17 protein-coding genes are annotated in these 22,323 nt (G+C 69.1%); 10 read left to right on the top strand and 7 right to left on the bottom strand.

From position 1 onward, the window contains the following. Positions 1–68: 68 nt before the first annotated feature. Positions 69–1,235 carry a lipid-transfer protein gene (locus tag BJ988_RS10720; RefSeq protein ID WP_179657972.1) on the top strand — a complete coding sequence of 389 codons (1,167 nt, stop codon included), beginning with the start codon at positions 69–71 and terminating at the stop codon, positions 1,233–1,235. A gap of 28 nt (positions 1,236–1,263) precedes the next feature. On the opposite strand, the gene BJ988_RS10715 is transcribed toward BJ988_RS10720, so the two are convergent. After that, the gene (locus BJ988_RS10715; protein ID WP_179657971.1) at positions 1,264–2,094 is read right to left on the bottom strand and encodes an alpha/beta fold hydrolase; all 831 of its coding nucleotides are present in this window, start codon (positions 2,092–2,094) and stop codon (positions 1,264–1,266) included. Positions 2,095–2,245: 151 nt separating this feature from the next. Between BJ988_RS10715 and BJ988_RS10710 the strand changes: the two genes are divergently transcribed. From BJ988_RS10710 to pulA, 3 genes are all read left to right on the top strand, one after another. Beyond that, positions 2,246–2,767 carry a hypothetical protein gene (locus BJ988_RS10710; RefSeq protein WP_218860750.1) on the top strand — a complete coding sequence of 174 codons (522 nt, stop codon included), beginning with the start codon at positions 2,246–2,248 and terminating at the stop codon, positions 2,765–2,767. Positions 2,768–2,895: 128 nt separating this feature from the next. Next, the gene (locus BJ988_RS10705; protein WP_218860748.1) at positions 2,896–4,302 is read left to right on the top strand and encodes an alpha-amylase; all 1,407 of its coding nucleotides are present in this window, start codon (positions 2,896–2,898) and stop codon (positions 4,300–4,302) included. 76 nt (positions 4,303–4,378) lie between these two features. Next, positions 4,379–9,652: a pullulanase-type alpha-1,6-glucosidase gene (gene pulA / locus BJ988_RS10700; RefSeq protein WP_343051563.1), complete on the top strand. Its 5,274-nt coding sequence runs from the start codon at positions 4,379–4,381 to the stop codon at positions 9,650–9,652. Between the two features lie 480 nt (positions 9,653–10,132). Here the strand turns inward: pulA and BJ988_RS10695 are convergent, their stop codons facing one another. The 3 genes from BJ988_RS10695 to kstD are packed head-to-tail and all read right to left on the bottom strand — an operon-like array spanning position 10,133 to position 14,306. Beyond that, positions 10,133–11,608 carry an FAD-binding protein gene (locus BJ988_RS10695; RefSeq protein WP_179657969.1) on the bottom strand — a complete coding sequence of 492 codons (1,476 nt, stop codon included), beginning with the start codon at positions 11,606–11,608 and terminating at the stop codon, positions 10,133–10,135. After that, positions 11,605–12,510 carry a MaoC/PaaZ C-terminal domain-containing protein gene (locus tag BJ988_RS10690; protein WP_179657968.1) on the bottom strand — a complete coding sequence of 302 codons (906 nt, stop codon included), beginning with the start codon at positions 12,508–12,510 and terminating at the stop codon, positions 11,605–11,607. Before BJ988_RS10690 ends, BJ988_RS10695 begins: the two co-directional genes overlap by 4 nt. Continuing rightward, positions 12,510–14,306, bottom strand: a complete 1,797-nt coding sequence (gene kstD / locus BJ988_RS10685) for a 3-oxosteroid 1-dehydrogenase (RefSeq protein ID WP_179657967.1) — start codon at positions 14,304–14,306, stop codon at positions 12,510–12,512. Before kstD ends, BJ988_RS10690 begins: the two co-directional genes overlap by 1 nt. A 179-nt stretch (positions 14,307–14,485) precedes the next feature. On the opposite strand from kstD, the gene hsaA reads away from it, so the two are divergent. Genes hsaA through BJ988_RS10665 form a run of 4 tightly spaced genes read left to right on the top strand, consistent with a single transcriptional unit; the run spans position 14,486 to position 18,119 of the window. Then, the gene (gene hsaA, locus BJ988_RS10680; RefSeq protein WP_343051562.1) at positions 14,486–15,679 is read left to right on the top strand and encodes a 3-hydroxy-9,10-secoandrosta-1,3,5(10)-triene-9,17-dione monooxygenase oxygenase subunit; all 1,194 of its coding nucleotides are present in this window, start codon (positions 14,486–14,488) and stop codon (positions 15,677–15,679) included. Further along, on the top strand, positions 15,679–16,611 hold the full coding sequence (gene hsaD, locus BJ988_RS10675) for a 4,5:9,10-diseco-3-hydroxy-5,9,17-trioxoandrosta-1(10),2-diene-4-oate hydrolase (protein WP_179657965.1): 933 nt from the start codon (positions 15,679–15,681) through the stop codon (positions 16,609–16,611). The genes hsaA and hsaD overlap by 1 nt, the downstream gene beginning before the upstream one ends. Beyond that, positions 16,608–17,507 (top strand): iron-dependent extradiol dioxygenase HsaC, encoded by a 900-nt coding sequence (gene hsaC / locus BJ988_RS10670; RefSeq protein WP_218860746.1) that lies wholly within the window; start codon positions 16,608–16,610, stop codon positions 17,505–17,507. The genes hsaD and hsaC overlap by 4 nt, the downstream gene beginning before the upstream one ends. A 30-nt stretch (positions 17,508–17,537) precedes the next feature. After that, positions 17,538–18,119: a flavin reductase family protein gene (locus BJ988_RS10665; RefSeq protein WP_179657964.1), complete on the top strand. Its 582-nt coding sequence runs from the start codon at positions 17,538–17,540 to the stop codon at positions 18,117–18,119. Positions 18,120–18,129: 10 nt separating this feature from the next. Here the strand turns inward: BJ988_RS10665 and BJ988_RS10660 are convergent, their stop codons facing one another. The 3 genes from BJ988_RS10660 to BJ988_RS10650 are packed head-to-tail and all read right to left on the bottom strand — an operon-like array spanning position 18,130 to position 19,849. After that, a complete protein-coding gene (locus BJ988_RS10660; RefSeq protein WP_179657963.1) occupies positions 18,130–18,543 on the bottom strand; it encodes an RpiB/LacA/LacB family sugar-phosphate isomerase in 414 nt (137 codons plus the stop codon). Between the two features lie 20 nt (positions 18,544–18,563). Beyond that, positions 18,564–19,016, bottom strand: a complete 453-nt coding sequence (locus BJ988_RS10655) for a nuclear transport factor 2 family protein (RefSeq protein ID WP_179657962.1) — start codon at positions 19,014–19,016, stop codon at positions 18,564–18,566. Continuing rightward, positions 19,013–19,849 carry an LLM class F420-dependent oxidoreductase gene (locus tag BJ988_RS10650; protein WP_179657961.1) on the bottom strand — a complete coding sequence of 279 codons (837 nt, stop codon included), beginning with the start codon at positions 19,847–19,849 and terminating at the stop codon, positions 19,013–19,015. Before BJ988_RS10650 ends, BJ988_RS10655 begins: the two co-directional genes overlap by 4 nt. 62 nt (positions 19,850–19,911) lie before the next feature. Here BJ988_RS10650 and BJ988_RS10645 point away from each other — a divergent pair, with 62 nt between their 5' ends. Together BJ988_RS10645 and BJ988_RS10640 are read left to right on the top strand one after the other, a co-directional pair. Beyond that, positions 19,912–21,519: a GMC family oxidoreductase gene (locus tag BJ988_RS10645; RefSeq protein WP_179657960.1), complete on the top strand. Its 1,608-nt coding sequence runs from the start codon at positions 19,912–19,914 to the stop codon at positions 21,517–21,519. Between the two features lie 9 nt (positions 21,520–21,528). Next, positions 21,529–22,317, top strand: a complete 789-nt coding sequence (locus BJ988_RS10640) for an enoyl-CoA hydratase/isomerase family protein (protein WP_179657959.1) — start codon at positions 21,529–21,531, stop codon at positions 22,315–22,317. Positions 22,318–22,323: the final 6 nt, after the last annotated feature.

Here is a 22,323-nt window from a genome sequence, read left to right as displayed (position 1 = left end):
GCCCAAATACTCGCCGGTAATAGGCAGTTCGCTACCGGACTACCCCGACCGCGATTTCTGGAGAACGCATGACGACCCTCAGTGACAGCGCCGCGATCGTCGGCATCGGAGCCACCGAGTTCTCCAAGGACTCCGGACGCTCCGAGCTCCAGCTCTCCGTCGAGGCGACCCGCGCGGCGCTGAAGGATGCCGGCCTGACGCCGGGAGACGTCGACGGGCTGACCACGTTCACCATGGACAGCAGCTCGGAGATCGCGCTGGCCCGCGAGCTCGGTATCGGCTCCTTACGGTTCTTCTCCCGGATCAACTACGGCGGCGGTGCGGCCTGCGCGACGATCCAGCAGGCCGCGATGGCGGTCGCGACCGGGGTCGCGGACGTCGTCGTCGCCTACCGCGGCTTCAACGAGCGCTCCGGTCAGCGGTTCGGCCAGGTGCAGCCGTGGGCGGCCCAGCAGGTCAACACCAACGGCATCGACAACGCCTGGACCTACCCGCTCGGGCTCTCGACCCCTGCGGCCACGGTCGCCATGCAGGCGCGGCGCTACATGCACGACTACGGTGTGACCAGCGCCGACTTCGGCGCCGTCGCCGTCGCGGACCGCCGCCACGCCGCGACCAACCCCGACGCGTTCTTCTACCAGAAGCCGATCACGCTCGAGGACCACCAGGCTTCCCGGATGATCGCCGACCCGCTCCACCTGCTCGACTGCTGCCAGGAGTCCGACGGTGCCGTGGCGGTCGTCGTCACCAGCCCCGAGCGCGCCCGCGACCTGCCCAACCCTCCGGTCCACATCGCCGCGGCCGCCCAGGGCAGCGCCGCCGACCAGTACGTGATGACCTCCTACTACCGCGACGAGATCGGCATCCCCGAGATGGGCGTGGTCGCCAAGGATCTGTGGCGCCAGTCCGGCCTCACCCCGGCCGACATCGACACCGCCGTGCTCTACGACCACTTCACCCCCTACGTACTCATGCAGCTCGAGGAGCTGGGCTTCTGTGGTAGGGGAGAGGCGAAGGACTTCGTACGCGACGGGGCCATCGAGCTCGGTGGCCGCCTGCCCGTCAACACCCACGGCGGCCAGCTCGGCGAGGCGTACCTGCACGGCATGAACGGCATCGCCGAAGGAGTGCGCCAGGTGCGCGGCACCTCGGTGAACCAGGTCTCCGGTGCCGCGAATGTGCTCGTCACGGCTGGGACCGGCGTTCCTACGAGCGGGCTGGTGCTGACGCGCTGATCGCGGATCCTGCTCATTCGTTCACAGGTCATCTGCGCAGGAACGTCGCCATCGCCGCGACGAACCAGTCGGGGTCGTCGAGCCACGGATAGTGGCCCGCTTCCGGTTGCACCGCGACCGTGGCGTCGGGGAACGTCTCCGCGACCTCGGCCACGGTCACAGGAGGACTGTTCAGGTCGAACTCTCCGGTGAGCAGCAGGACGGGAGCCTTGTACTTGGCGAGCGCTGCGCGCGTGCTCTCCGGGCTGAAGGCGCCATCGGCCGAGAAGACGGCGACGGCTTCCGGGTTGCTCGGCTGACTGTCTGCGTGGTGTCTCTGTGCCGTGGCGTCCCACCGGCCCCAGAAGAAGGGTGCGACGGCCTGCCAGTCGCTGCCCGTGCCCTCGCCGATCGCTTGCAGGGCGGCGAATGCTGTCGGGAACCACGGCTCGTTCTCCCGGAGCCGCGCGAGCTCGAGCCGTGTCTCGCCCGTGATCGCTACGTCGAGAGCTCGAGTGCTGGGGCCGATGAGAGCGAGCTTGCTGACCTTCTCCGGGTGTTGGGCCGCGTACTGCATCGCGATGTTCGTGCCGGCGGAGTGGCCGAGCAGATCGATTCGCGGAAGACCGAGATGCTCGCGGAGCGCCTCGACATCGTCGACCAGGCGATCGCAACGGTAGGACGACGGGTCGTTGGGCACCGCGGACCGGCCGGTGCCGCGGATATCCAGAACGATCATCCGGCAGTGTGCGGACAGCCCTCCGAGGTCGCCGAGGTAGACGGAGTCGGTAGGGCCTCCAGGGAGGCAGACGGCTGGGTCCCCATCACCGATCACACGGTAGGAGAGTCGAGTTCCGTCGGGTGCGGGGAAGGTAGGCATGAGGCGGAGCGTGACACTTATAACCAGGTAATACAACTAGGTTATTGGAGCAGGGTGGTCCTGGTGTATAACCGGAGCCGTGGCAGGCGAGAGCAGGCACCAGGCCCCCGAGACGCTGACCGAGGCTCAAGCTGAGCGGATACTCGCCGGCATGAACGAGGTCATCCGCGCGGGCGAAGAGATGCGCAAGCTGCGCGCCGAGATGATCATGGTGTTCGCAGGTCTGGGCTGGACGCAGGAGCGCATTGCGCAGTTGGCCGATATGAGCCAGCCGGCCGTCTCCAAGCAGATGGCGAAGCGCATGACCGATGAGCCACGAGCCCCGGTCGAGGTGTCCCTCGACCAGCGCGACGTCCCCTGGCTCGAAGGGCGTCTCTGGGGTCTCGCCGAGGAGATCTCGGAGACCCTCGACGAAGCCGCGCACTGCACCCGCTACGTCAACGCGTTGTCCCGAGGAAAGAAGCGCTTCACGCCCCAGAGCATCGACGAGCTCCGGCGTCTCGTCGAGGAGGATCTGAGGCGGTACCGGGCGGAGCTGTCCGGCGGTCACCAGGCCGCGTACGACGAGATCAGCCGCGGGCTCGACCTCCCCTCGAATGTCGTCACCGCCACTTCGGCATCGGTACGCCGCTCTATCGCTAGCCAGGTCCAGCGCGATCTGCTGAGGACCTGATGGCGGACTGAAATTTTGCGCAAGCTCTTGCAGCGCTGTGGCTCGATGGGTTGACGTGTGACCGGGATCACCTTACGGTCTTGCTGCAAGATCTTGCAGCAAGATTCAGCCACGACGTAGGAGGATCCATGGCCCGACAGTTCACCGCGAGATGGGCCATGGCTGCGGCACTCGCCCTCTCGGCAGGAGCCGCTGTCGCGCTCACCATCCCGGCCGTGGCGCCACAGCCGGCGCAGGCCGCGCCACCGGGAGACAAGGACGTCACCGCGGTGATGTTCGAATGGAAGTTCGCCTCGGTGGCTCGCGAATGCACCCAGACCCTGGGCCCGGCCGGATACGGCTACGTCCAGGTGTCCCCGCCCCAGGAGCACATCCAGGGCCCGCAGTGGTGGACCTCCTACCAGCCCGTCAGCTACCGGATCGCCGGCCGGCTCGGTGACCGTGCCGCCTTCAAGAACATGATCGACACCTGTCACGCCGCCGGTGTGAAGGTCGTCGCCGACGCCGTCATCAACCACATGTCCGCGGGCTCCGGCACCGGCACCGGCGGCTCGTCCTATCGCAAGTACGACTACCCCGGCCTCTACTCCTCCTTCGACCTGGACAACTGCACCGCGCAGATCAGCAACTACCAGGACCGCACCAACGTCCAGGAGTGCGAGCTGGTCGGTCTCGCCGACCTCGACACCGGCGAGGACTACGTACGCGGCAGGATCGCCGGCTACCTCAACGACCTGCTCTCGCTCGGCGTCGACGGCTTCCGGATCGACGCCGCCAAGCACATGGCCGCTGCCGACCTGGCGAACATCAAGTCCCGCCTCAGCAACCCGAACGTCTACTGGAAGCAGGAGGCCATCTACGGCGCGGGGGAGGCGGTCTCGCCCAGCGAGTACCTCGGCAACGGCGACGTCCAGGAGTTCCGTTACGCCCGCGACCTGAAGCGGGTCTTCAACAACGAGAACCTCGCCTACCTGAAGAACTACGGCGAAGGTTGGGGCTACATGTCCTCGGGCAGCTCGGCCGTCTTCGTCGACAACCACGACACCGAGCGCGGTGGCGACACCCTCAGCTACAGGGACGGCGCCGACTACACCCTGGCCAACGTCTTCATGCTGGCCTGGCCCTACGGCTCGCCCGACATCCACTCCGGCTACGAGTGGAGCGACAAGGACGCCGGCCCGCCCAACGCCGGCGCGGTCAACGCCTGCTGGCAGGACGGCTGGAAGTGCCAGCACGCCTGGCCCGAGATCAAGAAGATGGTCGCTCTCCGCAACACCGCTCGCGGCCAGGCCGTCACCAACTGGTGGGACAACGGCGCCGACGCCATCGCCTTCGGCCGAGGCAGCAAGGCGTACGTCGCGATCAACCACGAGTCCTCCACGCTGACCCGCACCTTCCAGACGTCGCTGCCCGCGGGCACCTACTGCGACGTACAGAGCGGCAAGAGCGTCGCCGTGAACGGCTCCGGCCAGCTCACCGCCACCCTCGGGGCCAACACCGCCCTCGCGCTGCACGTCGGCGCGACCTGCAGCTGATCCCCCACACTCCAGAGAGGCCCCCAAGGTGATTCGACGAAGCGGCGCACGCAGTGCGCCCCGGATGGTCGCGACCGTGATCGCGACCGCACTGCTCGCCACGGCGTTGCAGACGGCCACGCCGGCGGCGGCTGCCGCCCCGAAGCCGCCGTCGGACGCGAAGCTGGCCGCCGAGCCGGCCCGTCACGACGCGACGAAGGAGCAGTTCTACTTCGTGCTGCCCGACCGGTTCGCCAACGGCGAGACCGGCAACGACAAGGGCGGCCTGACCGGCAGTCGTACCGACACCGGGTTCGACCCCGCTGACAAGGGTTTCTACCAGGGCGGCGACCTCAAGGGTCTCACCGATCGCCTCGACTACATCAAGGGCCTCGGCACCACCGCCATCTGGATGGCGCCGATCTTCAAGAACAAGCCTGTCCAGGGCGAGGGCGAGAACGCCTCGGCCGGCTACCACGGCTACTGGATCACCGACTTCACCCAGGTCGACCCGCACTTCGGCACCAACGAGGACCTCGAGACGCTGATCGACGAGGCCCATGCCAAGGGTATGAAGGTCTTCTTCGACGTCATCACCAACCACACCGCCGACACCGTCGACTACGCGGAGAAGAAGTACGGCTACCGCCCCAGGGGCGCCTTCCCCTACCTCGACACCGGGGGCCGCCCCTTCGACGACACCGAGCCTGCGTCGGACCGCAGGAAGGTCGACGAGGACTCCTTCCCCTACACCCCGGCGAACACCGGTGAGATGGTGCCGTCCTGGCTCAACGACCCGACGCTCTACCACAATCGCGGCGACTCCACCTGGGAGGGCGAGTCGACCACGTACGGTGACTTCAGCGGTCTGGACGACCTGTGGACCGAGCGTCCCGAAGTGGTCGAGGGGATGACGAGGATCTACCAGAAGTGGGTCCGCGATTTCGACATCGACGGCTTCCGCATCGACACCGTCAAGCACGTCGACCTGGACTTCTGGACCGAGTGGGCGACCGCCCTCGACGCCTACGCCGCCAAGCAGGGCCGCGAGGACTTCTTCATGTTCGGCGAGGTCTACTCCGCCGACAGCGACGTCACTTCGCCGTACGTCACCCGCGGCCGTCTCGACGCCACGCTCGACTTCCCGTTCCAGGACGCGGCCCGCGCCTACGCCTCCCTCGGCGCTCCGGCAGACCGGCTCGCCAAGGTCTTCGCCGACGACTACAAGTACGCCACCGACAAGGCAAACGCGTACGAGCAGGTCACCTTCCTCGGCAACCACGACATGGGCCGCATCGGCACCTTCCTCCGGGCCGACCACCCGGGCGCGAGCGACGCTGAGCTGGTCCAGCGCGCGCGGCTCGCCAACGAGCTGATGTTCCTCTCCCGCGGCAACCCGGTCGTCTACTACGGCGACGAGCAGGGCTTCACCGGCGCCGGCGGCGACCAGGACGCCCGCCAGACGTTGTTCGGCTCGAAGGTCGCCGACTACCTCGACGACGACCAGATCGGCACCGACCGCACCCACGCCGACGACGCGTACGACCCCACCCACCCGCTCTATGCCGCCATCGCCGACCTGGCGAAGCTCCGCACGGACCACCCCACGCTGGCCGACGGCACCCACGAGGAGCTCTACGCCAAGGACTCCGTCTACGCGTTCTCGCGCACGGGCGAGAACCGGGAGTACGTGGTCGCGGTCAACAACGCCGCTGAGGCGAAGACCGTCACCCTGCCCGTGGAGTCGGCCGTCTTCGACACGATCTACGGCGGCGAGGCCGCCAAGACGGCCGACGACGGCACGATCACCGTGACCGTCCCCGCGCTCTCCTCGATCGTGCTGCGCGCCGAGGGCGAGCTCCCCGCGGCCGCCGCGAAGCCCGAGCTGGCGCTGACGGCCCCGGATGCCGGCGCCACCGGCACGGTCACCCTCTCCGCCGACCCGGGGAAGACGGCCGGTGCCCGCGTCGTCTTCGCCGCCCAGGTCGGCAACGGCAAGTGGCGCACGCTCGGCTCGGTCGACCACGCCCCCTACAAGATCACCCAGTACGTCCCCGCCACCGTCGCCGCCGGAACCGCCCTGCGCTACAAGGCCGTGGTCGTCGACCGCGAAGGCCGCACCGCCAGCGACCTCGCCGAGACCACGGCAGGGCAGGCGTCCGAGCCCGAGAGGCCGAGCGCCGTCGACCGCGACTACGCGGTCGTGCACTACCGGCGAGCCGACGGTGACTACACCGGGCGGACCCTCGAGGCGGGCGGGCAGAGCGCGGCGTTCGACGGCCGCGACGCCTACGGCGCCTTCGCCTGGGTGAAGCTGCCCGACGACACCTCTTCGCTGACCTACAGGGTCGAGAAGGACGGCACCGCCGACGGCCCCGAGCGGACCATCGATCTCGCCGAGACCGGCGAGGTCTGGATCGAGGCGGGCGCAGACGGCCAGCAGACCACGAAGCCCGGCGGCGTCTACCCGGAGCCGGACACATCCAAGGCGGTCATCCACCTCCACCGTGCCGACGGCGACTACGACGGCTGGGGCCTGCACACCTGGACCGGAGCGGCCAACCCGACCGAGTGGTCCAAGCCGCTGCAGCCCACCGGCAAGGACGCCTACGGCGTCACCTTCGAGGTGCCGCTGGTCGACGGCGCCACCTCGCTCAACTACATCGTCCACAAGGGCGACGAGAAGGACATCCCGAACGACCGCTCGCTCGACCTGACGACGTACGGTCACGAGGTCTGGCTCAACTCCGGCGACACCGGCTATCTGCTGCCGTCGGTCGGATCCGCACCCGAGCTCGACCTGGCGAAGGCACATGCGCAGTGGATCGACGAGCACTCCGTCGTCCTCCCGAAGGACATGGCGAGCGGTTCGGCGCAGTCGACCCAGCTGGTCTACGACCGGGACGGCGGCATCACCGTCGAAGATGGTGCACTCGGCATCGAAGGCCGCTGGCTGCGGCTTCAGGCATCGTCGCTGAGCGACGAGCAGAAGGCAGAGTTCCCGCACCTGAAGGAGTACGCCGCCTTCAGCGTGGACCCTCGTGACCGTGACCGGGTCCGCGAGGCGCTCGCCGGCCAGGTCGTGCTCACCCAGCGCCTCGGCAACGGCGCCCTGGTCACGGCGACCAGCGTGCAGACCCAGGGCATCCTGGACGACCTCTACGGCGCGAAGGCGAAGAAGGCCTCGCTCGGGCCGGTGTTCGAGGGCAGCAAGGTCACCCTGTCGGTCTGGGCGCCGACCGCCCACGAGGTCGCGCTCGAGCTCGGCCGCAAGAGGCTGCCGATGCGTCGCGACGACGCCAGCGGTGTCTGGTCGGTGACCGGCTCGGCCGCGGCCTGGCGCGGCATGGAGTACCGCTACCTCGTCGAGGTGTGGGCGCCGAGCGTCCAGAAGGTCGTGACCAACAAGGTCACCGACCCGTACTCGGTCGCGCTCACCGCCGACTCCGAACGCAGCCTCGTCGTCGACCTCAGCGACAAGGCGCTCGCCCCCAAAGGCTGGTCCAGCCTGAAGAAGCCGAAGGCCGTGGCCATGAAGGACGCCCAGATCCAGGAGCTCCACATCCGCGACTTCTCCGTCGAGGACGAGACCAACGACCATCCGGGCGGCTATCTCGCCTTCGCCGACAAGGACAGCGACGGGTCGCGGCATCTGCGGAAGCTGGCGGAGTCCGGGACGTCGTACGTGCATCTGCTGCCCGCCTTCGACATCGCGACCATCCCGGAGCGGAAGGCCGACCAGGCCGCGCCCGACTGCGACCTAGCATCGTACGAGGCCGACAGCGACAAGCAGCAGGAGTGCGTCGCCGCGGCGGCCGCGAAGGATGCGTACAACTGGGGCTACGACCCCTACCACTTCACCGTCCCGGAGGGCTCCTACGCCACCGACCCGGACGGCACCGAACGGACCGTCGAGTTCCGGCAGATGGTGAAGTCGCTGAACGAGGACGGCCTGGGCGTCGTCATGGACGTGGTCTACAACCACACCACCAGCAGCGGCCAGGCCAAGACGTCCGTGCTCGACAAGATCGTGCCGGGCTACTACCAGCGGCTCCTCGCCGACGGCTCGGTTGCCAGCTCCACCTGCTGCGCCAACACCGCCCCGGAGAACACGATGATGGGCAAGCTCGTCGTCGACTCGATCCTCACCTGGGCCAAGGACTACAAGGTCGACGGCTTCCGCTTCGACCTGATGGGCCACCACCCCAAGGCCAACATCCTGGCGGTCCGCCAGGCCCTCGACGGGCTCACGCTCGAGAAGGACGGCGTCGACGGCAAGCGCATCGTCCTCTACGGTGAGGGCTGGAACTTCGGCGAGGTCGCCGACGACGCCCGCTTCGTGCAGGCCACCCAGAAGAACATGGCGGGCACCGGCATCGCGACGTTCAGCGACCGCGCCCGAGACGCCGTACGCGGAGGTGGCCCGTTCGACGCCGACCCGGGCGTCCAGGGTTTCGCCAGCGGTCTCTACACCGACCCCAACACCTCGACCGCCAACGGCACCGAGGCAGAGCAGCGGGCGCGGCTGCTGCACTACCAGGACCTGATCAAGGTCGGGCTCTCCGGCAACCTCGCCGGCTACTCGTTCACCGACACCGCGGGCAACCAGGTGTTGGGCTCGGAGGTCGACTACAACGGCTCGCCGGCCGGCTACGCCGAGGCTCCGGGCGACGCGCTCGCCTACGCCGACGCCCACGACAACGAGACGCTCTACGACGCGCTCACCTTCAAGCTGCCTGCCTCGACCAGCGCGGCGGACCGCTCCCGGATGCAGGTGCTCGCCATGGCGACGGCCGCGCTGTCGCAGGGCCCGGCGCTCTCCCAGGCCGGCACCGACCTGCTGCGCTCGAAGTCGCTGGACCGCAACTCCTACGACTCGGGGGACTGGTTCAACGCCATCGCCTGGGACTGCGACGCGGGCAACGGGTTCGGGCGGGGGCTGCCGCCAGCCGCGGACAACAAGGACAAGTGGCCCTACGCGAGGCCTCTGCTGGCCTCGGCCCCCGTCCCCGGCTGCCCGGACATCGAAGGCGCCTCGGCCGGCTATCGGGACCTGCTGAAGATCCGTACGGAGGAGCCGGTCTTCCACCTCGCCACCACCGGGCAGGTCCAGGAGAGGCTGTCGTTCCCGCTCTCGGGGAAGGACGAGACGCCGGGTGTCATCACCATGCGTCTGGGTGACCTCGTGGTCGTCTTCAACGCGACCACGACGACGCAGCGGCAGACGGTGAAGAGCGCCGCGGGTGCCGGCTATCGCCTGCACCCGATCCAGGCCGAGGGCGCCGACGCGGTCGTGAAGACCTCCGCGTTCGAGGCCGGCTCTGGAACCTTCACGGTGCCGGCCCGGTCGGTGGCGGTCTTCACCCGCTGAGGCGAAGGACCAGCGGAGAAAGGACGCGGCCCCGGCTCATCGAGCCGGGGCCTGCGGGTCCGTCGGTCAGAAAGCTCGGTGCCAGGTCAGGCGGGGCTGTTGCCGGCGACAGCGCCGACCACCACGAGCGCGATGACGACCAGGGCAGCCACGACCATGAGGCCGGCCGGGCTCCGGAAGTCGAACATGGGGATTCCTTTCGGCTAGTTCGGCGACAGGCAACGGGTGGGGATCGTGTCCTGCGGACGCGCGGGGAGAGCCAGCCAGACAGCGGCGATACCCGTGGCGTCGCGTATACATAACCAGCCGGGGTCACGACGAGCGTAGGGCCCAAGGTCCCGATTTTTACCGAAGCCATTCAAGTCCGAAGGGATATGTGATATGGCAACCGCTTCATCGGTGGACATCGTAAAACCCTAGCGGACCGCCGGTGCGGCGGACGAGCGGGGATCGTCGGGACGGCCTCCGCTGTGGGACCGGTCACGCGACCCCGGCGGCATGCCGGCCTGCCCGCCGTCCGAAGTACGACCCGTCGCCGAGCTGCATGCCCGAGGCGTAGCCCTTCGCGTCCTGGGCGAGGTTTGCCGCGCAGGCGCCCGCGGCGTACAGGCCCGAGATCGCGGAGCCGTCCTCGCGGCGTACCTCGCCTTCGACGGTGGTCGCCAGCCCGCCCATGGTGAACCCGGCGTACATCGCCTTGCCCAGCGAGAGGTCGTAAGCGCCCCACGGTCCGGTGTCCTGCGGCTCGGTCCACTCCGCCGCCTTGTGGAGCTCCGGGTCCTCGCCGGCGGCGGCATGCGTGTTGTACGAGGTCAGGGTGGCGTCGAGGGCGTCGAAGGGCACGCCCAGTCCTGCCGCCATCTCCTCGACCGTCTCCCAGCCGTCGATGAACGGGCACAGCGGCATCTTCGGGTGCTCGATGTGCGCGGAGTCGACGATCAGGAACGCCGCCGAGTCCGGCTGCTCCATCACGAAGGCGGCCGTACGGGCGTGGTAGGAGTCCTCCGCCACGAAGCGCTTGCCGTGCTTGTTGACGATGATCCCGGTCAGCAGGATCGAGGGCGGATAGAACGGCGCGGTCTGGAACGGCTCGTCCATGAACCGCCAGCGGCCACCTGCCGAGGCGCCCAGGCGCAGCCCCACGCCGTCGTCGTAGGTGGAGGCCAGCGGGAAGAGCTTCTCGCCGAGCCGGGGCGTGTGCTCGGCGACCATGTCGGCGTTGCCGACGAAACCACCGGCGGCGAGGATCACCGCCTTGGCCCGGATCGCGCCACGCTCCTCGAACCGGCGCCACACCAGCCCGACGACCCTTCCGTCCTCCATCACCAGGTTGCTGGCTCCGGTCTCGTGGCGGACCTCCGCCGGTGTCTCTGCCAGCCGGTCCGCCATCCGGTCGACGACGAGCTTGGCGCCGCCGGTGTCGCCCGGGACCGGCACCTTGTGGCCGCGCGGCGCTGGGACCGCGAGGTCGCGGAAGGGATGGACCTTCTCGTTGCCGGTGTACATCAGCCCCTCGGTGCCGGGCTGGATGACGGCCTTGCCGGGCCAGAAGGTGCGCTCGAACTCGAAGCCCAGCGCCTCGAGCCAGTCGAAGTGCTCGACCGAGTCGTCACAGTAGGCCCGGATCTTGTCGTCCTCGGGCTCCTTGGAGACCGCGCGGACGTACTTGAACATCTCCTCGGCCGAGTCCTCGATCCCGGTCGCCTTCTGCACCGCCGTGCCGCCGCCGAGGTAGAAGTGGCCGCCGGCCATCGCAGAGGTGCCGCCGGGCTCGGCGGCGCGCTCCAGGAGGATCGTGCGGGCGCCGGAGCGAACCGCTTCCAGCGCTGCGGCGCCGCCGGCCACGCCGAAACCGACCACGATCACGTCGGTCTCCTCCGACCAGCCGCCGAAGCGCTCCTCGACGTCGGTTGGGGAGAGTACGTCGGGCAGGGCCGTCCCGGATGCGCTGGTCATCGCTTCTCCTCGCTTCGCCCGGTCGCCTCCAGGTAGCAGTCGGCGAGCACGGGCGCGCCGTCGCGGGCAGGATCGTCGGCGGAGATCGTGGCCCTGATCAGGAACCTGGGCCCCTCGTCCCAGGTCTCGATCGAGATCGTCTCGCCGGGGAAGACGATCCCGGCGAACCGGGCGCCGAACCCGGCCACCTGGGTCGCGTCCCCGTCGAGCAGGAGGCCGGTCGCCTCGCGCAGCACGATCCCGTAGGAGCACAGCCCGTGCAGGATCGGCTTGGGGAAGCCGGCCTTCGCGGCGAACTCCGGATCGGCGTGCAGGGGATTGCGGTCGCCGCACAGCCGGTAGAGCAGCGCCTGCTGCTCGGTGACGTCGTACGCCGCCACAGCATCCGGCGCGCGGTCGGGAACCGGCAGCGCGGTGGACGGTCCGCGTTCGCCGCCGAAGCCGCCCTCGCCGCGGACGAAGATCGAGGAGCGTACGGTCCACAGCGGGTCGCCCGCCGCGGTGGTGGCGACGCCCTCCTGGACGATGACGGCGGCCTTGCCCTTGTCCCAGACCTCGGCGATCCGGGTCGAGACGACGGCTTCGCCGGAGGCGGGGATCGGGCCGTCGACGCGGATCTCCTGGGAGCCGTGGAGCACCGAGGCGAGGTCGATGTCGCAGCCCGGCAGGTCGACCGTGGGCGGCTCGGTCACGTGGAAGGTCGGGGCGACGACCCCGAAGGACGGCAGCACGGTCAGCGCGTCGGAGTCCAGCGTGTAGCGCAGCGCGGCGGAGTCGGTCGCGTCACCGGGGCGCGAGCCGGCGCCGATGCCGAGGTGGTAGAGCAGCACGTCGGACGGGCTCCACGAGAACGACCGGGACGGCAGCGCTGCCCCGATGGCCTTGGACGGGTCGATGGGCATCAGTGCTTCTCCTTGTTCGACGAGTCCGACGAGTCCGACGAGTCCGAAGAGGCGCTGTCCGAGGACTCGCTGGTCAGCTTGGTGGCGCAGTCCTCGGCGGCCAGGTAGCCGAAGACGAGGGCGGGACCGATGGTGGCGCCGGGGCCGGCGTAGGTGCGGCCCATGACCGCTGAGGAGACGTTGCCGGCGGCGTACAGGCCCTCGATGGCGGAGCCGTCGGGGCGCAGGACACGGGCGCGCTTGTCGGTCACGAGACCGCCCTTGGTGCCGAGGTCGCCGGGAGCCATCTTGACCGCGTAGAAGGGCGCCTGGTCGATGAGGTTGAGCGAGCAGTTCGGCTTGACGGTGGGGTCGGAGTAGTACTTGTCGTAGGTCGACTCGCCGCGGTGGAAGTCCTCGTCGACACCGGACTGGGCGAACCCGTTGAACCGCTCCAGGGTCTCTCGCAGACCGTCCGCCGGCACCTCGATCTTGGCTGCGAGCTCATCGACCGTCGACGCCTTCACGACGACGCCGTCCTTGAGCCAGCGGCCCGGGAACGGCTGACCCGGCCCGAGCCCGGCGAAGATGTAGCGATTGCGGTAGCGCTGGTCGAAGACCAGCCACGAGGGGACGCGCGAGACGCCACCCCCAGAAATGTACTCAGCTTGACCCTTGTAGATCTCGTGGACGGCCTCGACGTAGGGGAGGGCCTCGTTCATGAACCGCTTGCCCGCGCCGTTGACGATGATCGACCCGGGCAGGTTGCGCTCGGCGAGCGCGAACCAGGGCCGGCCCGGGAACGGGATAGTCGGACCCCACCAGGACTCGTCCATCAGGTCGGTGTCCGCGCCGGCCGCGATCCCGGCCAGGATGCCGCCGCCGGTGTTGGAGAAGGCGCCGGTGGTCCATTCGACCGAGGTCGGCGCGGGCAGGTACTTCTCCCGCATCTCCAGGTTGCGCTCGAAGCCGCCCGACCCGAGGATCACGCCGCGTCGTGCCCGGATCACCGTGGTCGGACCGGACTCGCCGCGGCGCACCTCGACGCCGACGACCCGGCCGTTCTCGGTGACCAGGCCGACCAGCTCGGTCTCGTACCTGATCGGGACGCCGGCGTCCATGAGTCCCTTGCGCAGCCCGATGGCGAGCGCCGCGCCCATGGCGTGCATCTTCTTGCCGAGTAGGCCGGCGATGATCCGGGCGACGGCGATCTTCACCATCGTGATCGGGCCCTTGATCGTGCGCATGCCGAGGCTGATCTTGCGGAAGTCGGCCTGGGTCACGACCATGTTGGCGGGCGACTTCGTGTACGGCGGATGCAGTCGGGAGAGCTCCTCACCGATCACCCGGGCGTCGAGGGGGACCGGCTCGACGGAGCGGCCCGCGCCGCGGCCACCGGGCGCCTCGGGGTGGTAGTCGGCGTAGTCGGGGACCCACGCGAAGCGCGCCGGGGTGTGCGCGCAGACGAAGGAGAGCACCTCGGGTCCGCGGTCGAGGAAGGTCTCGCGCCGCTCGGCCGGGACGGCGTCGCCGACGATCGACTCGAGGTAGAGGCTGGCGGCCTCGGGGGAGTCCTTCTGGTGGGCCGCCTCGAGGGCGTGGTTTCGCGGGATCCAGACCCCGCCACCCGAGCGGGACGTCGACCCGCCGAAGTAGGCGCTCTTCTCGATGACGACGGTCTCGAGCCCGTGGCGGCGGGCGGCTGCCAGCGCGGCGCTCATCCCGGCGCCACCGGCGCCCACGACGACGACGTCGTAGGTCTCCTCGCCGTCTGCCGCCTCGGTCACCGGCTGCCTCGCCCCGTTCGTCTGTCCCATGGTGCTCCCTCAACGTGGTCTCTGTCCCAGAACTGAAACACGTTCTACCATAGACGACAGTCGACGAAACATGCCCGAAGACTCGACAAAACTGAAACGTGTTCTAGTATTGATCCATCGGCAGCGCACGAACCGCGCCGCCCGACGACATCTGGGACACCATGCAGGAAGGCAGAGCGGTGAGCGAACCGACACAGCGCCCTAACAAGGACGCACAATCCGTCAGGGACGGGGTGCAGGACCTGCTGCCCACGATCAGAGAACGCGCCGAGGAGACCGAGCGTCTTCGGGTCGTTCCCGAGTCGAGCGTCAAGGAGCTGGAGGAGGTCGGCTTCTTCAAGCTGCTGCAGCCTGTCCGCTTCGGCGGCCTCGAGGCGGACCCGGTCGACTTCTACACCTGTGTGCGTGACATCGCCTCGGCGTGCGGCTCGACCGGCTGGGTCTCCAGTGTCCTGGGCGTCCACCCCTGGCAGATCGCCCTCTTCGACGACGAGGCCCAGCAGGCGGTCTGGGGTGAGGACCCCGACACCCGGGTCTCGTCCTCCTACGCCCCGATGGGCAAGGCCTCGCTCACCGAGGGTGGGTTCAACCTCTCCGGCCGCTGGTCGTTCTCCTCCGGCTGCGCGCACGCCACCTGGGTGCTCCTCGGTGGCCTCGTCTTCAACGACGAGGGCCAGGTGGTCGACTTCCGTACGTTCCTGGTGCCGCGCGAGCGCTACGACATCGTCGACGTCTGGAACGTCGTCGGTCTGGCCGGCACCGGCTCGAACGACATCGTGGTCGAGGACGTCTTCATCCCGGAGACCTTCACCCTCTCGATGGCGGAGACCGGACGGTGCAAGGGCCCGGGGCAGGCCGTGAACACCGGCGACCTCTACAAGCTGCAGTTCCACTCGCTGTTCACCACCACGATCACCACGCCGATCATCGGCATGGCCCGTGGTGCGTACGACGAGCACGTGACCATGCAGCAGAACCGGGTCCGCGCCTCGTACGGCGAGAAGGCCTCGCTCGACCCTTTCGCCGCGGTGCGCGTGGCGACGGCCTCCTCCGACATCGACGCCGCCTGGGCACTCCTGATGGGCAACATCCGCGAGCAGCAGGCCCACGTCGCCCGTGGTGAGAAGATCCCGATCACCCAGCGGCTGCGGATCCGCCGCGACCAGGTCCTCGGTACGCAGCGGGCGATCGACGCGATCGACCTCCTCTTCGAGGCCTCTGGAGGCCGGGCGCTGGCCAACGGCACCCCGCTCCAGCGCGCCTGGCGCGACGCCCACGCAGGTCGTGTCCACGCTGCCAACGACCCGGAGCGGGCGCTGCAGATGTACGGCGCCTCCGAGTTCGGGCACAAGGTCGACCCGGGGATGTACTGATGGCGCTGTCGAAGGATGACGTCGCCCACGACGTTCGGATCAAGACCGAGGCAGCGGGCGAGATCTCGCTGCGCTACTACGACCTCGACACCCGGGATTCCTCGGTGGTCGAGCCTGTCGAGACCCCGCTGGTGATGCTCCACGGCGGGGGGCCCGGCGCCTCGTCGTGGTCCAACTTCGGCTCGGCCCTGGAGGGCTTCGCCGCCGACTTCCGCACGATCCTGGTCGACCAGCCGGGTTTCGGCGCCTCCGACAAGCCGCCGGTGGTGGGCAACTACTACAGGTTCGCCGGCGATGCCGTGATCGCCCTTCTCGACGAGCTGGGCCTGGAGAAGGTGCACCTGCTCGGCAACTCGCTCGGCGGCGGGACGGCGATGCGGATCGCGCTGACCTACCCCGACCGGGTGGGGCGGCTCGTCCTGATGGGGCCGGGCGGACTCTCGCTCAACCTCTTCCACGCCGACCCGACCGAGGGCGTCCAGCGGTTGATGGACTTCTCCGGCACCCCGACGAGGGAGGCGCTCAGGGCGTTCATCTCGACCATGGTCGTCAACCAGAAGCTGGTCACCGACGAGCTGGTCGAGGAGCGCTTCGCCGATGCGACCGAACCCGGCGCGCGCGAGGCGATGGCGTCGATGGGGTGGTCGTTCTACAACCCCGAGACCGCCGAGGACGGCATGCTGTGGCGCGAGGCGCACCAGCTCAAGCACCACACGCTGCTCACCTGGGGACGCGAGGACCGGGTCAACCCGCTCGACGGCGCGCTCGCCGCCCTGAAGCTGATCTCCAAGGCGCAGCTGCATGTCTTCCCGCGATGTGGGCACTGGGCACAGATCGAGGCCGCCGACGAGTTCCGCGAGATCGCTGTCACGTTTCTGAAACGGCACAGCCTGAAGCGGCACCGCGAACGTACTCCCGAGGAGAAGTCATGACGATCGACCTGAAGTCGATGGGCTACGTACGCGTCACCAGCACCGACCTGGAGGCGTGGCGTACGTTCGCGGAGAAGGTCCTCGGGCTGGTGACGGCCAAGGGCCCGAACCCGGATCACCTCTACTACCGCATCGACGAGGTCTCGGCCCGGCTGGTGATCGAGCCGGGCGAGGTGGACCAGCTGGCCTGCGTCGGCTGGGAGGTCGCCGACCACACCGCGCTGGCCGAGGCTCGCGAGCACCTGGAGAAGGCCGGTGTCGAGGTGGAGGACGGCACTCCCGAGGAGCTCGCCGAGCGGCGGGTCCAGGAGATGCTGCGCTTTCGCGACCCCTTCGACAACGTCTTCGAGCTCTTCCATGGCATCACCTACGAGCGGCGTCCCGCGGTCTCGCCCTACGGCCACACCTTCGTGACCGGTGAGCAGGGGATGGGCCACGTGGTCATCCCGGTCTCCGACGACGTCGAGGCGCTGGAGTTCTACCGGGACACACTCGGCTTCCGCCTGCGGGACTCGATGAGCATGCCCGGTGAGTTCGCCGGCAAGGAGCCCGGTACGAAGATCTGGCTGCGCTTCCTCGGGATCAACCCGCGGCACCACTCGCTGGCGTTCCTGCCGTTCCCCAACGACTCCAAGTGCGTCCACATCATGCTCGAGGTCGACAAGCTCGACGACGTCGGCCGAGCGCTGGAGCGGGTGACGAAGCACGGCGCCAAGCTGTCGGCGACGCTGGGGCGGCACATGAACGACGAGATGGTCTCCTTCTATGTGAAGTCACCGGGTGGTTTCGACATCGAGTTCGGCACCGAGGGCCTGCAGGTCGACGACCAGAGGTGGGTCGCCCGGGAGTCCACCGCCGTCTCGTACTGGGGTCACGACTTCGGCGTAGGCCAGTGATCGGGTATGCGTATAGAGGTGCCTGATGGGATGTCTCCCGATGCCGCCGAGAGCTGGCCGCATCCGGAGCTGATCGACTCCTTCCACGGTCGCTTCGACTTCGAGGCGCCACCGTCTCCTCCGGAGACCCCTTCCGACGCGGAGGCGGACGCCCTGTTCCGTACGGTGCTGGGCCGGTTCGCCTCCGGGGTCACCGTGATCACGGCGCAGACGGCGGAAGGACCGGTGGGGATGACGTGCCAGTCGTTCTCGTCGGTGTCGCTGCGGCCGCCGCTCATCCTGTTCGCGCCGACCAAGTCGTCGCGCGCCTGGGCGCGGATCCGTCGTGCCGGGCACTTCTCGGTCAACATCCTCGCCGCAGGTCAGGAGGCGGTCTCGAACCAGTTCGCCTCGCGGGCTGCCGACAAGTACGCGGACATCTCCTGGACCCCGTCGCCGCATCACGGCGACCCGCACCTGTCCGGTGCGATCGGGTATCTCGACTGCGCGGTCCACTCGGTCCACGAGGAGGGCGACCACTACCTCGTCGTCGGCCGCGTCCTCGACCTCGAGGAGGGTGCCGCGACCGAGCCGCTGCTCTTCTTCCGAAGCGGCTACCGCGAGCTGGGCTGACCTACCCGCCTCAGGGCAGCTCGTCGAGGCGGCGGATGGCCGCCGCCTCGTCCGAGTCGGGGATGGTCTCGTCGAGGAACGCCTGGGTGACCTCGACCGCGACGTCGGGCGCGAGCCGCTTGAGGCTCATCGCCAGGACGTTGGCGTCGTTCCACAGCCGGGCGCCGCGGGCGATCCAGGGCTCCCAGGCTAGGGCGGCGCGGACGCCGGGGACCTTGTTGGCGGCGATCGCCGTGCCGGTGCCGGTCCAGCACATCACCACGCCGACGTCGGCTCGGCCCTCGACCACTGCGCGGCCGATGCCGGAGCCGAGGTCCGGCCAGGAGTCGTCGGTCACGATCTCGACCTCGCCACGCTCCCGGAGCGCGGCGAGCACGGCTCGGGTGGTCTCGTTCTCGTCGTCGGCTCCGAACACGATCCGCATGTGTCCGAACCTACCGGTCATCAGGCGTGCGTGGACGGTCCGCCGGGTCCGACTAGCTTCGCGCTGGGCTGGTCCTTCAGGCTGGTGGTGAGCTCCCATGTGCGCTGGTATCCGGTGTGGGCGATCCGCCAGCCCCGCGGCGTACGGACGTAGCGGTCCTCGTAGAAGGCGGCGCCCTCGAGGGCGAACTCGAAGGCGGGAGCGAAGACCTTGTCGTAGAGGTACCAGCGGCCGGTGGCTTCATCGCCGTCGATCGTGATCTCGGGGTGGTGGAGATGGTGCATCGTGATGATCTCCGCGGGCAGGTTGGTGCGCATGTAGTCCACCAGGTCGCCGGGCGAGGTGAAGGAGAGCCCGGCGTAGTCGGCGGTGGCGGCGTCGCTGAAGCAGGTGGCGAACTCGTCCCACTGCTTGGTGTCGAGGAAGCGTACGTAGCGGTACTTGAGCTGCTCGATCTCACGGATGTCACTCATGAGATGACGCGTCCGGCCAGCTTGTCGAGGTAGGTGAGCACGCCGGCCGGTTCGGCGTCGGGCACGCCCCAGATCAGCTCGTCGGCGACCGACCATTCGGCGAGGTCATCGGCCGTCGGCCGCTTCGCGACGAGCACACGGACCTCGGGCTTGCCCTCACGTCCGGCCGACTCCCACTCGTCCTGGAGCGTCTTCACCTTGTCGCCGATCCCGGCCTCGGTCGGCGTCGTCATCCAGCCCTCGGCGTTGCGAGCGATCCAGCGCAGCGTCTTGGGGCCGCCGCCGGCGCCGACGATCGTCGGGATGCGGCCCTGTGGCGGCTTCGGGTAGGCCCACGACGGACCGAACGAGACGAACTCGCCTTCGTACGCCGCCTCCTCCTCTGTCCACAGCGCCCGCATCGCCTCGAGATACTCCTTCAGCGCGGTGCGCTTGCGGTCGCCCGGGATGCCGTGGTCGGCGAGCTCGTCGGTGTTCCAGCCGAAGCCGACCCCCAGCGAGACCCGGCCGCCGGAGAGGTGGTCGAGGGTCGCGATCGTCTTGGCCAGCGTGATCGGGTCGGACTCGACCGGCAGTGCGACCGCCGTCGAGAGCCCGATCCTCGAGGTCACCGCGGCGCAGGTGCCGAGCGTGACCCAGGGGTCGAGCGTACGCAGGTAGCGGTCGTCGGGGAGATCGGTGCCGCCGGTGGGATGGAGGGCGTCGCGACGCACCGGGATGTGGGTGTGCTCGGGCACGTAGAACGTGTCGAACCCACGCTCCTCGGCGGCGGAGGCTAGCTCGGCGGGCGCGATGCCGCGGTCCGAGGTGAACAGGACGATGCCGTGGCGCATGACACAACAGTAGAACGTGTTCTAGTCTTTGCGGAAGGGATCAACGGGAGAGAGAAGTGAACATGGAAGCCGACTACATCGTCGTGGGAGCCGGGAGCGCGGGCTGCGCCACCGCGCGCAGGCTGGCCGAGAGCGGTGCCAGCGTGATCGTGATCGAGGCGGGCACCAAGGACACCGCCTTCGGGATCAAGAACCTCCTCGAGCTCCCCGGCGCCGTCGCCGCGATGCTCTCCACGCCGCAGCTGAAGAAGCTGGTCGACTGGGGCTACAAGTCGGTCCCGCAGAGCGCCGCGCTCGACCGGGTCATCCCGATGACCCGCGGCAAGGTGCTCGGCGGCTCGTCCTCGATCAACGGCATGCTCTGGGTGCGCGGCAACCGCCAGAACTTCGACGACTGGGCGGCCGACGGCGCGACCGGGTGGTCCTACGACGACGTGCTCCCGGCGTTCAAGCGCATGGAGGACTTCGAAGGTGGCGCGGACGAGTTCCGCGGGGAGGGCGGACCGGTGAAGGTGCGCTACCAGAAGGACCTCACCCCGGCCACGCAGACCTGGCTCGAGGAGGCACCCAAGCGGCTCGGCGTCAGTGCCCTGGACGACTACAACGGCAAGGAGCAGGAGGGCGTCGGCGTCGTCCAGCTGAGCGCCTCCGAGGGGCGCCGCTTCTCGGCCTCCAAGGCCTACCTGCGTGAAGCGCCTCTGGACAGTCTGCTGATCCTGACCAAGGCGCAGGTCACCCGGGTGCGGATCGAGGGCTCGCGCGCAACCGGTGTCGAGGTCGTCGGCGCCGACGGCGAGAAGCAGACGATCCGGGCCTCGCGCGAGGTGATCGTCTCGGCCGGCGTCTACGGCTCGCCGCACCTGCTGATGCTCTCCGGAATCGGTCATTCCGACCACCTCCGCGACCACGGCATCGAGGTCCACGCGGACCTCCCGGTCGGCGACAACTTCCACGACCATCTCTTCGTGCCGGTCTCCTTCCGGATGGACTCGGCGCTGCGGCGGCCCACGCCGGCGTACTTCGCCGCGGGCTTCGCCAAGTCGCTGCTCACCCGCAAGGGCTGGGCGGCCGGGTCGCAGTTCGAGGCCTTCGGGTTCGTACGCAGCGAGCTGGCCGGCCGGCTCCCGGACCTGCAGCTGCACGTCCTCTACTGGGTCTACCCGTTCCCGAACCAGGACGGCGAGAAGGCGATCCGGCCGCCGACGGCCAAGCCCGGCCTGTGCATCCTGCCGACGCTGATCTATCCCGAGAGCCGGGGCACCGTACGTCTGGCCAGCGCCGACCCGCTCGCGCACCCACTGCTCGACCCCGGCTATCTGACCGCGGGCAACGACACCGAGGTGCTCCTGGGCGGGATCGCGAAGGTGCGCGAGATGATGGTGGGTCTCGGCGACAACGAGGGCGAGATCGCGCCGGGCCCGGATCATGCCGGCGCCGAGGCCACCCGTGAGCTGCTCCCGAACATCGTGCACAGCGTCTACCACGGCGTCGGCACCTGCCGGATGGGATCGGACGAGCGGGCGGTGGTCGACCCGTCGCTGCGGGTCAAGGGCATCGACGGCCTGCGGGTCGCCGACGCGAGCGTGATGCCCTCGATCACCGGAGGCAACACCAACGCGCCGTCGATCATGATCGGCGAGCGCGCCGCCGACCTGATCCTGGGCGCCTAGGAGACACGCATGTCTGATCTGCTGCTGAGCGAGGACCGCGACCGCGTCCGTACGCTGACCCTGAACCGTCCCGACCAGCTCAACGCCTTCAGCCAGGCGCTCTATGTGGCCCTCGACGAGGCGCTGCGCGAGGCCGACGCGGACCCGGAGGTGGCCGTGGTGCTGCTGACCGGCAGCGGACGAGCCTTCTCGGCGGGCACCGACCTCGTCGAGATGAAGGAGACCGCCGCGGGTGCCGACGACGGCGCCGCGCACGGGTTCATCGGCCTGGTCGACTCCCTGGCCGCGTTCTCGAAGCCGCTGGTGGTGGCGGTCAACGGGCTGGGGCTCGGCATCGGGGTGACGCTCCTCGGCTTCGCCGACCTGGTCCTCGCCTCGACGGCGGCGAGGTTCAAGACGCCGTTCACCACCCTCGGGGTCGCTCCGGAGGCGGCCTCCAGCTTCCTGTTCCCAAGGCTGATCGGCCGTCAGAACGCCGCCTGGATGCTGATGTCGGGGGAGTGGTTCAGCGCCGAGGAGGCCCACGAGATGGGGCTCGTCTGGCGGGTCACCTCGCCCGAGGAGCTGCTCGCCACCGCCTGGGATCACGCCGCCACGCTCGCCGCACGCCCGATCAGCAGCCTGGTCGCGGTCAAGGAGACCATGACGGCATCGCTGCGTCCCGGGATCGAGGCCGCGCGCGAGCTCGAGAACGCCAAGTTCGCCGAGCTGCTCGGCGGGCCGGCCAACATCGAGGCGCTCGTCGCCTTCGCCGAGGGGCGTGAGCCCGACTTCACCCGGCTGCCGCCCGGGGTCTGAGCGGGA

This window comes from Nocardioides panzhihuensis, from assembly GCF_013408335.1.
Lineage (GTDB): Bacteria > Actinomycetota > Actinomycetes > Propionibacteriales > Nocardioidaceae > Nocardioides > Nocardioides panzhihuensis.
The sequence above is the reverse complement of the archived record's forward strand: the minus strand, read 5'-3'. Positions and strand labels throughout refer to the sequence as shown.